Annotated in this window: 13 protein-coding genes; 5 read left to right on the top strand and 8 right to left on the bottom strand. The window is 62.5% G+C overall.

Features of this window, described 5'->3' with window-relative positions; genetic code table 11:
- Position 1 precedes the first annotated feature (1 nt).
- The 3 genes from AB1576_01065 to AB1576_01055 all read right to left on the bottom strand — a co-directional run bounded on the left by AB1576_01065 (position 2) and on the right by AB1576_01055 (position 3,106).
- Positions 2-529, bottom strand: a complete 528-nt coding sequence (locus AB1576_01065) for an isochorismatase family cysteine hydrolase (protein ID MEW6080388.1) — start codon at positions 527-529, stop codon at positions 2-4.
- Positions 492-1,256 (bottom strand): pseudouridine synthase, encoded by a 765-nt coding sequence (locus AB1576_01060; protein MEW6080387.1) that lies wholly within the window; start codon positions 1,254-1,256, stop codon positions 492-494. Before AB1576_01060 ends, AB1576_01065 begins: the two co-directional genes overlap by 38 nt.
- Positions 1,257-2,152: 896 nt before the next feature.
- The gene (locus tag AB1576_01055) at positions 2,153-3,106 is read right to left on the bottom strand and encodes a calcium/sodium antiporter (protein MEW6080386.1); all 954 of its coding nucleotides are present in this window, start codon (positions 3,104-3,106) and stop codon (positions 2,153-2,155) included.
- A 194-nt stretch (positions 3,107-3,300) separates the two neighbouring features.
- On the opposite strand from AB1576_01055, the gene AB1576_01050 reads away from it, so the two are divergent.
- From AB1576_01050 to AB1576_01030, 5 genes are all read left to right on the top strand, one after another.
- Positions 3,301-4,563: a hypothetical protein gene (locus AB1576_01050; protein MEW6080385.1), complete on the top strand. Its 1,263-nt coding sequence runs from the start codon at positions 3,301-3,303 to the stop codon at positions 4,561-4,563.
- 45 nt (positions 4,564-4,608) lie between these two features.
- The gene (locus AB1576_01045; protein ID MEW6080384.1) at positions 4,609-5,103 is read left to right on the top strand and encodes an L-2-amino-thiazoline-4-carboxylic acid hydrolase; all 495 of its coding nucleotides are present in this window, start codon (positions 4,609-4,611) and stop codon (positions 5,101-5,103) included.
- 139 nt (positions 5,104-5,242) lie between these two features.
- Positions 5,243-6,523, top strand: coding sequence for an FAD-dependent oxidoreductase (locus AB1576_01040; protein ID MEW6080383.1), 1,281 nt, complete (start codon positions 5,243-5,245; stop codon positions 6,521-6,523).
- 75 nt (positions 6,524-6,598) lie between these two features.
- Positions 6,599-7,768, top strand: coding sequence for an aminotransferase class I/II-fold pyridoxal phosphate-dependent enzyme (locus tag AB1576_01035; GenBank protein ID MEW6080382.1), 1,170 nt, complete (start codon positions 6,599-6,601; stop codon positions 7,766-7,768).
- A gap of 623 nt (positions 7,769-8,391) precedes the next feature.
- On the top strand, positions 8,392-8,892 hold the full coding sequence (locus tag AB1576_01030; protein MEW6080381.1) for a hypothetical protein: 501 nt from the start codon (positions 8,392-8,394) through the stop codon (positions 8,890-8,892).
- Positions 8,893-8,908: 16 nt separating this feature from the next.
- On the opposite strand, the gene AB1576_01025 is transcribed toward AB1576_01030, so the two are convergent.
- The 5 genes from AB1576_01025 to AB1576_01005 form a co-directional block, all read right to left on the bottom strand.
- The gene (locus tag AB1576_01025; GenBank protein ID MEW6080380.1) at positions 8,909-9,628 is read right to left on the bottom strand and encodes a hypothetical protein; all 720 of its coding nucleotides are present in this window, start codon (positions 9,626-9,628) and stop codon (positions 8,909-8,911) included.
- Positions 9,629-9,672: 44 nt separating this feature from the next.
- Positions 9,673-11,451 (bottom strand): thiamine pyrophosphate-binding protein, encoded by a 1,779-nt coding sequence (locus AB1576_01020; GenBank protein ID MEW6080379.1) that lies wholly within the window; start codon positions 11,449-11,451, stop codon positions 9,673-9,675.
- Positions 11,452-11,725: 274 nt separating this feature from the next.
- Entirely contained in the window at positions 11,726-13,699 is a 1,974-nt protein-coding gene (locus AB1576_01015) for a sigma-54-dependent Fis family transcriptional regulator (GenBank protein ID MEW6080378.1), read from the bottom strand.
- 38 nt (positions 13,700-13,737) lie between these two features.
- Positions 13,738-14,970: a DUF1015 domain-containing protein gene (locus AB1576_01010; GenBank protein MEW6080377.1), complete on the bottom strand. Its 1,233-nt coding sequence runs from the start codon at positions 14,968-14,970 to the stop codon at positions 13,738-13,740.
- Positions 14,971-15,036: 66 nt separating this feature from the next.
- Entirely contained in the window at positions 15,037-15,123 is an 87-nt protein-coding gene (locus AB1576_01005) for a zinc ribbon domain-containing protein (protein MEW6080376.1), read from the bottom strand.
- Between the last annotated feature and the right edge of the window lie 761 nt (positions 15,124-15,884).

Raw genomic sequence — 15,884 nt, 5'->3', positions numbered from 1 at the left:
CTCACCAGGAGGATACCACCTGGACACCTAGGACCTTCTCCATCTGCCCCAGGGCAAACCCCCCTGCCTCCGGGTCAAAGGAGGCCACGGAATCCCTGGGCACTGTGACGCCATAGTTGCGCATGCGGGCATCCGCGGCTGTATACAGCACACATATGTTGGTGCAGACTCCCACAAGCACCAGGGAGTCGATGCCCCTCTCCCGGAGACGGAGGTCCAGGTCGGTCCCGTAGAAACCGCTGAAGCGCCTCTTTGCTATAACGGGTTCGCCCTCTTGGGGGAGTATCTCGGGTATGACCCCGGATCCCCAAGTCCCGGCAACACAGTGGGGCGGGAACACCTGGAACTCCGGGTCATCCGGATCATGGGTGTCCGCCACATAAAGCACAGGTATGCCCCGCGCCCGGGCCTTCTCCACGGCCTCGTGGACCGCTGGGATGATGCCCCTGGCCGCGTCTCCACAGTACAGAGTGCCTGTGGGATCCAAAAAATCAGCGAGCATGTCCACGACCACCAGGGCCTCTCTCACTTCTCCACCTCCTTGGCGCCTGTTTCAGCGCCCTGATCTCTGCCGGTCCTAACGGCCGCCAGGCTCCCGGCGCCAGGTCCCCCAGCTCCAGGGGGCCCAGGGCTGTGCGGCACAGCGCTGAGACCGGGTGTCCCACAGCCTGGCACATGCGTCTCACTTGGCGTTTCTTCCCCTCCCGCAGAACGAACTCCATCTCGGCCCCTTTGGCCCAGCGGCCGGCAAGGCGGATCTCGGCGGGTGCGGTGACGCCATCCTCCAGGGACACGCCCTCCCTGAGGCAGGCCAGAGCCCGGGACGACGGCACGCCAATGACTCGCACCCTGTAGGTCTTGCTCACCTGGTACCTGGGGTGAGCAAGACTGGCCGCGAGGTCACCATCGTTGGTCATGAGAATGAGCCCTGAGGAGTCAAGGTCAAGCCGGCCCACAGGATAGACCCGCTGGGACACCCCAAAAACCAGGTCCATCACCGTCTTCCGTCCCTGCGGGTCCCGGACTGTGCTGACGTAGCCCACCGGCTTGTGCAGAAGAAGGTATATGGTGTTTTCCCTGGCTCCAACCGGTTCGCCATCCAGGGTGACTACGTCCCCACCCTCAACCCGGTACCCGGGCTCGCTGACGGTGATGCCATTTACTGCCACCCGGCCCTCCCGGATTATGGCGGCAGCTCGTCGCCGGGAGGCCAAACCTGCGCCACTAAGGACGTTCTGGAGCCGCTCCGGGGCCATCCACGCCCCTCCCCGCTCTTCGGTGTGTTTGTATGTTCTCCAAAAGTCCTGCCTTTCCTTTCGCTGGGCCTTTCCAGGCAGTCAGGATCCATTCCCTGCCCCAGGGGCCAGGAGGTCGTTTCCTGGAACCGCCAGCCAATCCCAGGATTTGAATCTCCTCCAATGAGGGAGCCGCCACCACACCCGGCAGCGCCGCCCCTCTGGGATTTCCGTAGGGATTCCAGTGCTCCCGGGCCTGTAGTCTCATCCTCCCCTTCCCCAAAGACGGCACTGCCTGCGGGACCGTGCCAGGCGGCTCGGATCCATCGCGCATGACCACATACAGGGGGAAGCCCAAGTCGTACCGGCTTCCCCCTTGCTATCAGTTCTTTCATCTTGGCGATCCGTCACTCTCTACAGCTTTTCCGCTGGCAGGCTAGCCTTGTCACGGCTTTTTGGGCAGCATTACCGCTTTTTGAGTGATCTCTCTTCTATCATGGCAGGTGCTTCGCCGGCACATTGGGGTCGCAGGAGGTCCCGCGGAGGCAAATTACCTGCTCATACCGGAGTGCCCACGCTTTGAGGCTCTCTTCTCCAGTTCCAGGCCACTCTTGATGGAAGGTGTCTCCTCCCTGGACTTAGCCTCGGGTACTTGCTTCCTGGTGTACCCAGTTCAGGTGTCCCACAGGGTTCTCCCTTTCCCGTGTGAAACACCCCCAGGCCTGCCCTCTCACAATTTCCATGAGTCGCGGGGTCGTGCAAAACCGCGGTTCGACCCGTGGGAACCTGCATTTTGGCCTCGATACCATTAAGGTCAGCAGGGAGCTGCTTTGCGCAGGCTCACCTTGAACGTTGCCTCCTCTTTCACGGCGCTCTCCGGGAGGCGGTTTTCCCTCCACAGATCCCGGGCGACCTGATCACAGGAGGGAAATGCCCCTGTAGGCCACATACAGCACATAGGTGCCAAGGAGAACCCCGCCCTCCCACCTGTCCAACCTCTCAGTGGTCCTGGCAAACCAAAGCAACATCACCAAGGAGACAAGCACGGCCGGGAGATCAAGACCAGTAGTGACGGTGGAGAAGGGAACCCCCCGGACGACCGCGGCCATTCCCATGACCCACGTAAGGTTCAAGAAGTTCGCCCCCAATATGTTGCCTACCGAGAGAGCCTGGTGCCCCTTTGCCAGGGCCACCACAGCCGTGACCAGCTCCGGGAGGGACGTACCCGCAGCGACAAGGGTAAGACCCAGGAACATCTCGGACACGCCCAGGGTAACGGCTATGCTAATCCCCGAATTAACCAGGAGACGGCTGCCAAACGCCACCATGAGTCCCCCCAAGACAAAGAGCCCTGTGCTCCCGCGCAGCGCGGGCTTGGCCCAGCTGTCATCCCCAGCTGCTACCTCCGAGGCACGACTCTGGGCCACGGCATTGAAGGTGGCCACCGCCATGTACAGGACGAACACAGCCAGTAAGATCCCGCCCTCCCCCCTGGTAATCGTACCGTCCAGCCCCATGGCCAGGGTAAGCACTGCCGCGCCCAGCATGAACCCACCCTCTTGCCTAAAAAGCCTCCGGTCCGTGAGGAAACCCCTGGCCAGGACGCTACCGCCGAATATGAGTCCTGTGTTGAACAACACGGAACCCAGGGCGTTGCCGGCGGCCATGTCGGTGTGGCCCTTCAGGGCAGCGTACGTGGACACGGAGAACTCCGGGAGGGTCGTGGCCAAGCTTACCACGGTGGCGCCGATGATAACCTCCGAGATACCGGTCACCCTGGCAAGACAGATGGCTCCATCCGTGAAGTAGTCCGCCCCTTTGATCACGACTATGACCCCAACCGCGAACAGGGCAAGGTCAAGCGAGAGCATTGGTGACCCCCTTCTGGTATGGCTTCGGGCTTGTCCGGCTCCAGGTTGATTATACACCCCGGCGTGGGTGTTCGGGTAGTGGCACCCCACACAGTAAAACCGCCCGGCACTGGCAGGAGGATAGGGGCCCTGAGACGTAATAGTCCTGGGAGTCGATGAACTTGGGACGAATACTGCCGAAGGAGAGTTGGATCATGCCCACAGGTCAGATTAGCCTAGACACAAAGGCCATTAGCGACATCAATAGCTTCCTCCAGGACCCCTGTAACCCGCTGGTAAGCGATGTTCTCCGGGTGGTAGCGAAGCATGGAACCCCTGAACAGATCAACGCCCGGGCCCGGGAGGCCCGGAACCTTCCCAATCTTCTCCAGCGCCTCACCAACATGGGTTCCCCCTATCTAAGGGACCTGCAATGGCTGGCGGCGGAAAGGGACCGGGGGGCCTTCGTGAGCATCGGCGACTACCGCCAGGGGGTGCTGGGCCGGGAGAACCCCGCCATGTGCTTTGACGAGGGGAAGGCCGTCACCCTTGAGATCAGCGCCCTGCAGTACTTCCCCTGGCTCATCGCTGAGGCCCAGAGGGCCATCGACGCCCAGGAGATCATGCCAGGCAGGTACATTCGCGTTCGCAAGATGCGGGAGCAGGAACGGGATGATGGAGACACCCTGGCGGTGGCCGCAGCTATGCAGATCATCGGCGCCAGTTACGTTGAGACACTGGATACCCGGGGTACTGACGGCTCTAACCTCCACCTGGGGGGCCCCGAGTGCATCACCGGCTACTTCGGTGGGGTGGGCCAGCCCAACGACCATGCCCTGGCGTGGGTAGACGAGTACCTTTATTACTACACCCAGTACGGCATTGACCAGGTTCTAAACATCAACCCTGGAACCGTGCTCCTGGGGTACATGCTGTACAGGCTGGGCATCGATGTGAAGTTCAAGATCTCCGTATTCATGGGGAACGACAATCCCTACTCAGTGCTCTGGACGCTCATGATGGCCCGGCTCCTGGGCCGCGAGGATGGCTCAACCCCCCTGGAGGGGTTCAACCTGAGCAATTCAGTTGACAACAGTACGATCCGCCTGAGCTCGGAGATAAGGAGAAGGCTCGACCTGGAGGACCAGGTCCGCATCGAGCACCACATCACCGAGACGGCCAAGAGCATCGTACGCCAGCCCTACAACCGCAGGGATGAGCTTCTTGATGTGGCCCGGGAGGTGCCCAACATCTCTGCCAAGCATGAAGGGGGCGATCCCGAGGTGGAAGCCACCCGGGAACACCCCTCGGACATCCTTGATTACTTCCGGTTCAAGGATGAAATAGTCCAGGGCGGCGACATGGAGAGGATGCTCATCAACTACCTGGATAAGCATGATGCTGTGAACCGGACTGCCAGGGCACTCACCGAGCGCGGCCTCTCTTTCGTAGGCGCCAGGAGGCTGCACCGGCGCTAGACCAGGGGCACCTGGGAACGGCACATCACCTGAGGGGTGAAACCTGTGAGCCCGACTGTATCGCCAGAGCATGAGAGGGACGTGGAAATCCTGGCGGAGCGCCTGGCCATGCTATACCGCCACTTCGCCCAGGCAATCGTGGATGAGCTGGGAGAGGAGCGGGGAAGGGCCCTGGTATCCCAGGCAGTCACAGCCTACGGGCAGGAATGCGGCACGAAGGTCCGCTCCAAGGTAGGGAGTATGGGTGAGGATCTGAGTATCGCCAACTATGCCCTCGGCAAGGACCTCCCATCGGTGGGTTGGAGCCTGGAGGTCACCCGGGACGAGCCGGGGATCCGGGAGGTGAAGATTAGCCGGTGCCCGCTGGCACAGTACTGGATAGCCCAGGGTTGCGCCAGCCTGGGCAGGCTCTACTGCCTCGTGGACCCCTCCAAGTACTCAGCGTACAAAGAGGGAATCCAGTGCTCGCACCCCAGGAACGTGCTGGACGGGGACGAGTGGTGCGTCATGAGGATTGAGGAGCCAGGGAGTTCCGCCTAGGGAACCTGCCTTCCCTTTTTCCACCAGGGGCTGCCGGGAGACATGAACAAATCCGGAGTCCCTGCCTTATTATATTACTATATATGGGCAGGTAACTCGGGCCAGCGACGCCCAGGGGCCCATGAAGGGAGGAGCCACATTGCCCGACGTTGTGGTGGCAGGAGGGGGCTGGGCAGGCTGTGCCGCTAGCCTGGCCGCACGAAAGATGGGAGCCAGGGTGGCGCTCCTAGAAAAGACAGATCAGCTCCTGGGCACGGGGCTGGTTGGAGGTATTATGCGCAATAACGGGCGTTTCACGGCGGCGGAGGAGCTGCGGTGCCTTGGAGCGCCCGAGCTGATTGACCTCACGGATTCCGTAGCGCGGCACCGGGAAGTCAGGTTTCCCGGTCACAACCATGCCACGCTGTACGATGTCAGCCTGGTGGAGCCGGGCGTGCGCGCCCTCCTTACAAGCGCCGGAGTCGAGGTTTTCCTGGAGACCCGGGCGGTAGACCTCCGGCGGTCTGGCGGGCACCTGGAGGCAGTGGTGGCTGAGGGGGGCCGGGAGTTTCCAGGGGACGCCTTCGTCGAGACAACAGGAACGGCTGGCCCCCAGGGCAACTGCCTTCGCTACGGCCACGGGTGTGTCATGTGCATCCTCAGGTGCCCAGCCTTTGGCCCCAGGGTGAGCCTGGCCGCCAAGGCTGGTGTGCCCGAGAGGGTGGGCATCACATCCAAGGGCACCCTGGGTTCAATGAGCGGCTCGTGCAAGCTCTTGAAGGACTCGCTGTCCACGGAGGTCCGGCAGGTCCTGGACGACCGGGGCGTGTGGGTCTTGGCCCTCCCACGCCACCTGCGGGCGGAAGAGAAACTTCCCATGAAGGCATGCCAGCAGTATGCCCTCCCGGAGTTCTCCGACAACCTGGTTCTCCTGGATACTGGCCACGCCAAGATGATGACCAGCTACTTCCCCCTGGAGTTCCTCAGGAGCGTGCCAGGCCTGGAGAATGCCCGGTACGAAGACCCCTACGCGGCGGGTCGAGGAAACTCCATGCGCTACTTCAGCATGGCCCCCCGTGACAGCACCTTGCGGGTCGAGGGTCTTGCAAACCTCTTTTGTGCAGGAGAGAAGTGCGGCCCATACGTCGGGCACACTGAGGCCATCGCCACGGGAAGCCTGGCTGGCCACAACGCCGCGAGGCTGGCCTACGGCGAGGAGCTGCTGAAGATCCCGCAAGGCCTTGCTGTGGGCCTTGCTGTCTGGATGGTAGGGCGTGAAATGGAAACCGAGGAGGGGATCCGGAAGAAGTACACCTTCTCAGGTTCCTTCCTCTTTGATGCCATGAAGGAACGGGGACTGTACTCCACTGACCTTGACACGATAGAGCGCCGGGTCAGGGAGTCAGGGGTTCAGGGCGTATTTTCAGAACCCCTGCGCTAGAGGGGATGACCTTGCAGGGGATACGGGTCTTGGGAAGAAGATGACTCCAGGACGAGACACTGGAGGGGAGAAGCCTTGACAGATGGGTTCAACACCAGACTGGTTCATACTGCCGAGAAACCAGACCCTGCCACTGGAGCGGTAGTGCCTCCAATCTACACCTCTTCTACCTTCGCCTTCCCGGACAATGACAGTCTTGAACGGCACATGGCCAGCGAAGGCCCGGGCTTCATCTACGCCCGCCACGGCAATCCCAACACCGCTATGGCTGAGGAGAAGATCGCCCACATTGAGGAGGGCGAGGCCGGGCTGGTGCTGGCGTCAGGCATAGCCGCAATCTCAGTTGCCCTGCTTGCGCTGGCCACCTCCGGAGACCACGTGCTGTGCCAGCGGGGCACCTACGGGGGCACCTTCAACCTGCTGCATTCGGTGTTCCCCCGTCTTGCCATCGAGTACACCCTGGTGAACACTCTAGACCCGGCTGAGGTGGAGGCGGCGATACGGCCCAACACCAGGGCGCTGCTCCTGGAGACCCCCAGCAATCCCACACTGTTGGTATGTGATATCGCCGACATGGCCCGGATTGCCCGCCCCAGGGGAGTGCGAGTCATCGTGGACAACACCCTTGCCTCACCCTACAACCAGCGCCCGCTCGCCCTCGGCGCCGATGCTGTGGTTCACAGTTGCACCAAGTACCTGAACGGCCACAGTGACGTGGTGGCAGGAGCAGTGGTGGGCTCCCGAGCCTACATCAGCGACTGCCTGGACCTCGCCAGGAAGATGGGGGCCACCATCAACGGGTTCGATGCATGGCTCCTGGTACGAGGACTAAAGACCCTCGGGCTGAGGATGGAAAAGCACAACTCCAACGCCCAGCGGGTGGCTGAGTACCTCCAGGATCACCCAAGGATCCAGAGGGTATACTACCCAGGCCTGCCCCAGGATCCCGGCCATCAGCTGGCTAAGCGGCAAATGGCCCCCGGCTACGGCGGCCTGCTGAGCGCGGATATAAGGGGAGGACAGCCTGGCGTGGATGCCCTTATCGACAGGGTGAAGGTATTTACCCGCGCAGTCAGCCTGGGATCCGTGGAATCCCTCATAACCCAGCCCGTTGTCTGTGTTCACAGGGGCATGCCCGAGGAGGAACGCCGCTTGGCGGGCATTACACCTTCACTGGTAAGGTTCTCTGTGGGGATCGAGGATCCCCTAGACCTCATCGCCGACCTGGAGCAGGCTCTCGGCTAGGCCGCGAGTGCTCCCCGGGCTCGGGGGGATCGTCAGGGCTGTCAACGGTCACTAGCGTCCGGGGCGCCCTTGGGTTCTTGCCAGGGGGGCTCCGGCGGTCCGGGCTGCCCGTCTTCACGAGGTTCCTGTGCTTTGGCGTCATGGTCAGTCCTCCCTCAAGGTGCGTGCCGGTACTAGGATACCCGTGGACAGCGCACCTCACCCATACAGGCAAGTCTCACGTCTAGGCGCTGGCCACCCAGGGGGCATGCCTTGGGGAATGGGCCCTGAAGAGAGGCTGGAGCAGGGCGGGGGTGGCAAAGCCCGGCCAGCGAAGGCCTTCCGTACCCGCCTGCCATTATTTCCCGGGAAACCCTTTTACTCTAAGTGCGGGTGGATCACTTGCATCTTTACTTCACCCGCGCTGGGTTTGCCCAGTTACTGCCATCTAGGTCACGCAACATCGCTAGCCTGGCCACGACGCTGCCGGAGCCCTCGGTCTCCACGTTCGAGCCCTGAAGGGGCATACCAGCATGGCTTCTGGGAACCACCCTGGGTTCGGTGCTGTGTAGTGCCGGCCCTATCCTTGGAGGAAGCGTTCTGATGAGGGGGTCTCTCGTCGACAGGAGGCTGTTTCTTCATGCTTGTCGCGGCGGCCCTCATCGCGGCAATGGCGCTGGACGGTGGCAAGGGGAGGTCTTGCTGGCCTTGGTTGCCACCTACAGGGCGTTGGCCGTTGCCGGTACGCTGTCGCGAATCCGTGCGGCGGAGGCGGCCGCCTTGATGATGTGGGCGACGCCAGGCCCGCCACTGGGGTCCGGGTGGGCCTGCTCGTGCCGGGCGGCATCATGGCAGGGTTAGGCAGCCGCCTCCCGGTGAACTCCGGCATCAACCTAGTCTTGGCCCTGGGTCTTTCTGAGGTTTTCCTCAGCCTCACCGTGATCGCGATGGGCACCTTGTTGCCTGAGCTGGTCACGGTAGTTGGGGCGTCCCCCTCTCCAGCGCCTCCTGGTGCTGCATCACCCGGCCATGTTCGTGTCCACGACACTCCTGCCCGGGTTCGCGCAGGCTGGACCGCTGGGAGGATGGGATCTTGTTCGCCACCTGCGCCCTATACGTGGAAGGGCGGGGCATTGCGCTGCTAGAGCGCGAATCACGGCCTTATGTCTCCAAGTGTAAGATTCCCTCCCGGATCAGCGCCTGGGTGAGATGGGTCGAGGGCCCGAAGCGCCAACCGTGATGCTCCCTGAGGTGTCTCTCCAAGGACACCGTCAGTGGGCAGCCGGTGAGGTTCATCTTCAGGCCTGCTCCCATGCCATAGAGGGCCAAGCGCCTCCTGCTGGCCTCATCCTGCGAAAGACGGGTGGCCAGCGCGCTTACAGGCCATCCCTCGGGGTCGCCCAGGATGACACACGTGACCCCTGGCGTTGAACCCAGCATCAATGGCACCTCCCGCAGGCACACGGTCACGCGGGTCCCATCCACAGCGAAGGCAGCCTCATCCCAGCCAGCGCTGGGGGATCGCTGCCACTCTGTGGAGAGCGCCTCAATGAGACGCTGGAAAAGGCCGGCCGACTTCACCGGGCCCTGGAGACTGGGCCACACGCGTTCGGCCTTGCTTCGCCTGAGCCATGCCGCGGCCTGTGACCCCAGTGCCCGAGGCACCCTGGCGCGGCCATCGCTTGCCTCCCACCAGCCGAGCGCGCTCAGGCGCCCCTGGGCCGCGCTCCAATCCAGCCCCATCTGGGTGAACTCGTGCCTCGCCGCATTCACGTCAAGGCCGTCTTTCCCAGCGATGAGCAGGAGTTCCGCTAGCCCCCTGGTCGCAGCGTCCATTGCCTTAATGTCCCCGTCTCCCACATGCCTCACCCCCGGTATCATACCCTTCCGCGCTCCTGGAGGGGCCTAACCTGGCCAACCATGGCCTAAAGGGTCTTTCTCCGGCCGAAGGTGGGTTCGGCGGCGGGTATGGGCGGCATCTGCCAGGTGCTGATCAGCGGGACTGGTGTATCCCGTTGGATGATCACATCCATGACCGCTGGCCGCCCTGACTTCAAGGCATCCTCGAAGGCCTGGCCGAAATCCCCGGGATCTTCCACCCTGTAGCCCAGGGCGCCCATGGACTCGGCCATCTTTGCAAAGTCAGGGTTCCAGAGTTCTTGGGTCTTATCGATCCGGAAGCTGGTGAGGATCTCACGGCCATCAAGGTAGAACCGCTGCAGGTCCCTGATGCAGCCTATGGAATAGTTGTTCAGGATCACCCATACGGCCGGCAGGTCGTATTCCACGCTGGTGGCCACCGCATGGGGGGTCATCATGAACCCGCCATCGGAGCACAGGCACACACAGGGGGAGCCGGGTCTTGCCAGCTTCGCTCCAAGCACACCGCAGACACCGAACCCCATGGCGGCAAACCCGCCGGGGCTGATGTGGGTAAGGGGCATAGGGGTCTTCCAGTACTGCTCGGCCCAGGCCTGGTTGTTGCCCACATCTACCACCATGATGGTATCGGCGGGGGCGATCCGCCTCATGTCGGCGAACACCCGCCTGGGGTCGATGGGGATGTCGCTGGCGGTCTCGAAGGGACGTGTGAACTGCTCCCATTCCGCCTTATACTGGTCCACCTCGTCAAGCCACGGGTAGCGGGGCCGGGGCCCGGCGTTGGAACGGGCCGCGTTCAGGAGCTGTTCGAGGAAGGCCCGGGCGTCCGCCACCACCCCCAGCTCGACCGGGTAGTTCCGGGCTATCTCCGAGGCGTCGATGTCCACCTGGATAAGACGGGTGGGCGGGATGTTGTAGGCGTAGCCGGGCAGCCAGCTGGCGGTGTGGAGGTCCGAGAACCTGCATCCCATGGCGAGTATGAGGTCGGCGTTGCGGCAAGCCTCGACCGCAGGGTAGTATCCCCAGCAGCCAGTCACCCCGAGGTACAGGGGATGGTCCTCTGGGAGGGCACCCTTGCCCATGAGGCTGGTGTACACCGGGATGTTCAGGTGTTCCGCCACGGCCTTCAGTTCCCCCCAGGCCTCTGACACCATGACGCCTCCGCCCGCAAGGACGAGCGGGCGCTTGGCCGCCAGCAGCGCCTCCAGGACCTTCTCCACTATGCCCTCCGGGGCCTTGCCCCGCCAAGCCACGGGGTCAGCCCACCTGTCCGGGTCTGGGATGGTGACATCCGCCTTCTTGATGTACAAGTCATAGGGTATATCAAGGTGACAAGGCCCGGGCCTGCCCGTTCTCATGAGTTTATAGGCCTTGGGAAGGTAGCTGGCCAGCTGGCGTACCTTGTGTACCTGCCAGCTGAATTTTGTGTAGGGTCTCATCACGACGGGGAATTCCGCCGGGTGATGCCGGTAGGGCTCCTGCAGTGCCCCGGTGTCGAACTGATCGGTGGCAACCTGGCCCGTGATGAGAAGGAATGCCGAGGAATCGAAGAACGCATTGGCAGTGGCGATGGCGAGGTTGGCGGGACCCGGCCCCGTGGAGGCGAACACCGGCAGGGGAACCTTCGTCAGGCGGAAGTACGCATCGGCCATGAAGCCGGCCGCCTGCTCAACCCGGGCCCAGATCGGCTTGATCCTGTCCGTGAGGTCGTACACCCCGTCCAGGAGCCCGATGGCCCCGTGACCGGGGTAGCCCAGCATGTAAGGGATCCGCTGCTTGATGAGATACTCGACGATGATCTCGCATCCGCGATACTCCGTCATGGCCTCCTTCGCGCCCTAGAAGCGCGAAGTTCTCACCTCCTGGCTTGGGAAGTACGGGCATGGCCTGGCACTCTCCACCTCCTTCGCGGCCGCGCTTAGCCATGGACCTTACGCAAGAACCCTGCCAGGAGGGAGGGGTTGCCGAATCGGCACGGAGCAGGTCACTTGTCAGGGAGTCTCCACGGGAATAGGGGGTGTGACAGGGGTGGTGTGTCATAATGTGGCGGTGGTACAAGATACGGGGCATTCTGGCCGTTTTGTGTGTTCCAGGATGTCACACCGGCCGCTCATCGCGGCGCAGTCCCCCATACCCCCTTTGCCGCCCGGCCCTCCGGTATATCGTATTCCGGCTGACACCCAGCAACCGGGCGGCAGCCGTAACGTTGCCCCCGGTGGTCTCCAAGGCCTCGGCTATGGCACGCTCCTCGGCCTCCCTCAGGGAGGTCTGGGAGCCCTCGGAGGACCGGGGCAGCATCAGGTGCGCAATTCCGATCAGGCTACCCTGGACCAGGTTGATGGCCTGTTCCACAACGTTCTGAAGCTCCCGGACGTTGCCTGGCCAGTGGTATGCCTCAAGTGCCCGCATGGCCTCGGTCGTGAAGGCCGCCCCCCTCCTATCCATCTTCTCCCCCAGCCTCTCCAGGAAATGATGGGCAAGGTAGGGCACGTCTCCCACCCGCTCCCTGAGGGGAGGGATGCTGATGGTCAGCACGTGCAGGCGGTAGTACAGGTCATCGCGGAAGTGCCCGCGGGCCACCTCGTCCTTGAGATCCTTCTTCGTGGAGGCTATCACCCGCACGTCCACAGGGATCACCCGCTGCCCACCTATCCTCACGATGGTCTTCTCCTCAAGCACCCGGAGAAGGGCCACCTGCATGTCAAGGGGCATGTCTCCGATCTCATCAAGGAGTATTGTCCCACCGTCGGCCAGCTCGAACTTGCCCGGCCTACCCTCCCGCCGGGCCCCGGTGAACGCCCCTTCAGTGTAGCCGAAGAGTTCGCTGCCCACCAGGTCCCTGGGCAGGGCCGCGCAGTTGATGGCCACAAAGGGCCCCCTGCATCGTGGGCTTGCATTGTGGATGGCCTGGGCAAACATCTCCTTGCCGGTGCCGCTCTGTCCCTCCAAGAGCACGTTGGAGGAGCTCCCGGCCGCCATCCGTGCCAGATCTACGGTCTTGCTGAGGCTCCCGGAGCGCCCCACAATATCCTCGAAGGTGAAAATGGCCTTGGCTCCAACCATCCGCTGGGCAAGGCGGCGAACGCTCTTCATCTCCCTGAGGGTCACCAGACAGCCTGCGGCGGACCCAGCCTCTTGCCATATGGCGCGAGCCGACACGCTGACCTGAGCGCGCCCGGCGGGGCCGTCCACCTCGACCTCCCTGTCGAGCACCGTTATGTTCCTTCCAAGAACCTCGGGGATCCCAATCTCCCGGCCTATGTTCTTGGGAAAGGACCTCCCGGTGGCCTTTTCCGGGTCAACCCCCAGCATCCTCCCGGCTGCCATGTTCATGTGGGTGATCCGGCCATTGGTATCCACCGATACCAGGCCATCGGGCATGGACCCCATGAGGGCCAGCAGGTACCGGTTGGTGACCAGGAGGTCCCGGGAGATCTTCTGGGCCCGGATCTGGTTATCAATAGCGCCAGCGGCAGCCACCACCATGCCCAGGGTGTGGGGATGGGCCCTCCGGCAGTGCCCGGACATGTTGAGCACTCCCAAGAGCCTTCCATCAGGATCCCGGATGGGTGCGGCGGAACAGGTCCATGAATGGCACATCCGGCAGAAGTGCTCCGCCGCGCATACCTGTACGGGAGCCCCGGTTGCCAGGGTAACACCTATGGCGGTGGTGCCGAAGTACTCCTCGGACCAGTTGACACCATTGACGAGGCTGATGTTGCCCGCATCCTCCAGCACCTCGGCGTCCCCCAGGATCTCCAGGAGGAAGCCCTCCTCATCGCAGAGGGTTACCACAAAGCCAGACCCCTTCACCAGATCGTACAGGCTCTTCATGAAAGGGGTTGTGGCTTCGATGATCTCAAGCCGTCGCGACAGCCTGTAGGAGAGATGGGAATCGGACAGCCGGTATACAGTGGGTTCATCCGGTTTGACCCCGAGGTCACGGCACCGCCTCCATGAGGCGACCACCACATCACGCACCGTACCGGCATCGAGAGTCTGCCCGGAGGTGAACCTGAGCCAGGCACCGTAGAGGTTCCGGGAACCTGTGTCTCCAGGCAGTGACTCCAAGGGTCTCACCACCGTTCTTTTTCCTGGGACTTGACCCGCTAATCCAAGGGGTGCAGCACCAGGCCTGTGGGGAGTTTGGGATAGAAGTATGTGGACTTCTGGGGCATCCTCTCACCCTTCAACGCGATGTTGCGCACGGCGGTGGGCGTGCACGCCCTTACGAGAAAGGCCGCCTGCCGCCGCCGGGCGTCGACCTGGGAAACGGCCCTGGGTGCATCATGGCTAAAGCCCAGGGTCGCCCCACTCATGGTTTTATCCAGCAGGAGTACGTGCAGGGCGCTGACATCCAGAGACCGCCACGCCCTTGACCTGAGCGGCACCAGCGCCTCCATGTCCCGCTCACCGGCATCAGTGAGGCTCATGAGGAAGAACCTGCCCTGGACATAAAGCCCGAAGGCGGGTCCCTGGGCCTCCTTGAGCGCCTTCAGGGTATCATCAAGGCTGGCTAGTCTCTCGCCGAAGAACCCTTGGGCCCTCCCCTCCTTGAGCTGGTACATGACCTCCACGGGAACGTTCGTGGCCAAGCGGTGTGTGGGCAGTACCGCCAGCGCGGGGTCGAACAGGTTCACCAGCCCCATCATCACCCGGCCGGAGGCCTCGTCATCCCGTTCCTGGTGATAGAGGAGGGCCGTCTCATAACGGTGGTGCCCGTCAGCGATGAAAAGTGGCATGCTCCTCATAAGATGGCTTATCCCTTCGGCCGCGGCGCCCCCCACGGGCCAGACGGCATGAGCGCTGCCGTCTTCCTTCCTGGCGCTCACCTCCGGGGTTGTGCATGCGGCATCCCTGAGCACCCTGAGCACCCGGTCTTCCTCATCCGGGTATAGAGCGAAGATGGGACTCACGTTGGTTCCTGTTGCCCGGAGTAACCTCAGCCGGTCCTCCAGGGCAGAGGACTGGGTCTCTTCGTGAGGGAAGATCTCACCTCCGTTGTAGCGCGACAGTCCCACGGAGGCGAACAGCCCCCAGCGTTCAGGGAAGCCACCGGGGAAGGTCTGGCGGTAGAGGTAGACCAGGGGTGTCTCATCTCGAATGAGGATGCCCTCGGTAAGCCACCGCCTGTAGTGCTCGGCTGCCCTGGTATAACGGTTGTCTTTCTCGTCATCCCCTAGGAGCGTCTCCGCCAGTTCCAGGCGAATCACATTGTGCGGGTGACTCCGGTAGCACAATGACTGGGTCTCCGTATCCACGGCATCATAGGGAGGGGCTATGACCCTCCCCAGCACGGCTGGGTCGCGGTATGAGTAGCGGACGCCCCGGAAAGGAAGCACTCTTGACAAGTTGACATCCTCCCACTTCCTGAGTGTCCCGTGGCCCAGGCCTGCCCGGCCGAAAGGTCAACGAGCCCAAAACCCCTCCGCATCGATGTTCCACGCTGCATTCTCGTCCCGGTCGTGAATGGCTCCGCACTCAGGGCATCTCAGACTTCCTGACCAGAAACCGCATCTTGTCCCGGGGTTTTCGCCGTGCCTTTATGACCCGGGTTCCTTCTTACTTGAGCAAGTCTCGTCGTCCCTTGAAAGGTACGGGATACCCTTCCCCAACACCTTGTAACCTTTCGGGACAATAACCCATAGTACCTTCCGGAAGCACAGGGTCACTGTGCGATAGTGATGCACTCCGGGCCCTTATCGATCGAGTCCCGGTGTGCCATACACCGTCTCGGGGCGCACCCTGGCAGCCCACCGCTTCTTAGGGCAAGGTCAACCTGATAGCCCCAGCCATGCACGCCGGTGCCGCCTTCAGAGACGCACTTCAGATTGAAGCACTCAAGTTCCCGCCCAGGCCTGGTCAACATGCGGGGAGGCCCCCTAGCCCCCCATGGTTTCACGGTGACGGCTGTTCTTATTCTGACCTCCACGCTTCTTGCCGGTATGGCCCGCCACCAGGCTACGTGGGGGATAAGGATCTTATCGCCAAGCATTCTCCGGTTAACCACTCGCCGCCATCTAGGCATCCTGCCCTTCTGGAGGGTATGGTAGCTCCATCCATGGCTCTATCAAGCATTTGCGCTTGACGTGAGGGCCTGGGACTTCTAGCGGGTAAGACCACATGAGTACCGATTTTCCGCACATCAGGTATGTTCTTCTAAGCAAGCCGCTACGTGTGGGCATAATTGGTCAGGAGGTATCGTAGGCAGCATAGAACGTGATCGGTTTGAACCCGAAAGCGCTCAAGAGACTGT

Source organism: Bacillota bacterium (assembly GCA_040754315.1).
Lineage (GTDB): Bacteria > Bacillota > Sulfobacillia > DUSP01 > JBFMCS01 > JBFMCS01.
Note: the sequence above shows the minus strand (reverse complement) of the source record. Positions and strands in the feature narration are given on the sequence as shown.

Coding starts and splice junctions, on each gene's coding strand:
- AB1576_01025 (MEW6080380.1), bottom strand. CDS start 9,628: ATGATACCGGGGGTGAGGCATGTGGGAGACGGGGACATTAAGGCAATG.
- AB1576_01060 (MEW6080387.1), bottom strand. CDS start 1,256: ATGGCCCCGGAGCGGCTCCAGAACGTCCTTAGTGGCGCAGGTTTGGCC.
- AB1576_01020 (MEW6080379.1), bottom strand. CDS start 11,451: ATGACGGAGTATCGCGGATGCGAGATCATCGTCGAGTATCTCATCAAG.
- AB1576_01050 (MEW6080385.1), top strand. CDS start 3,301: ATGCCCACAGGTCAGATTAGCCTAGACACAAAGGCCATTAGCGACATC.
- AB1576_01055 (MEW6080386.1), bottom strand. CDS start 3,106: ATGCTCTCGCTTGACCTTGCCCTGTTCGCGGTTGGGGTCATAGTCGTG.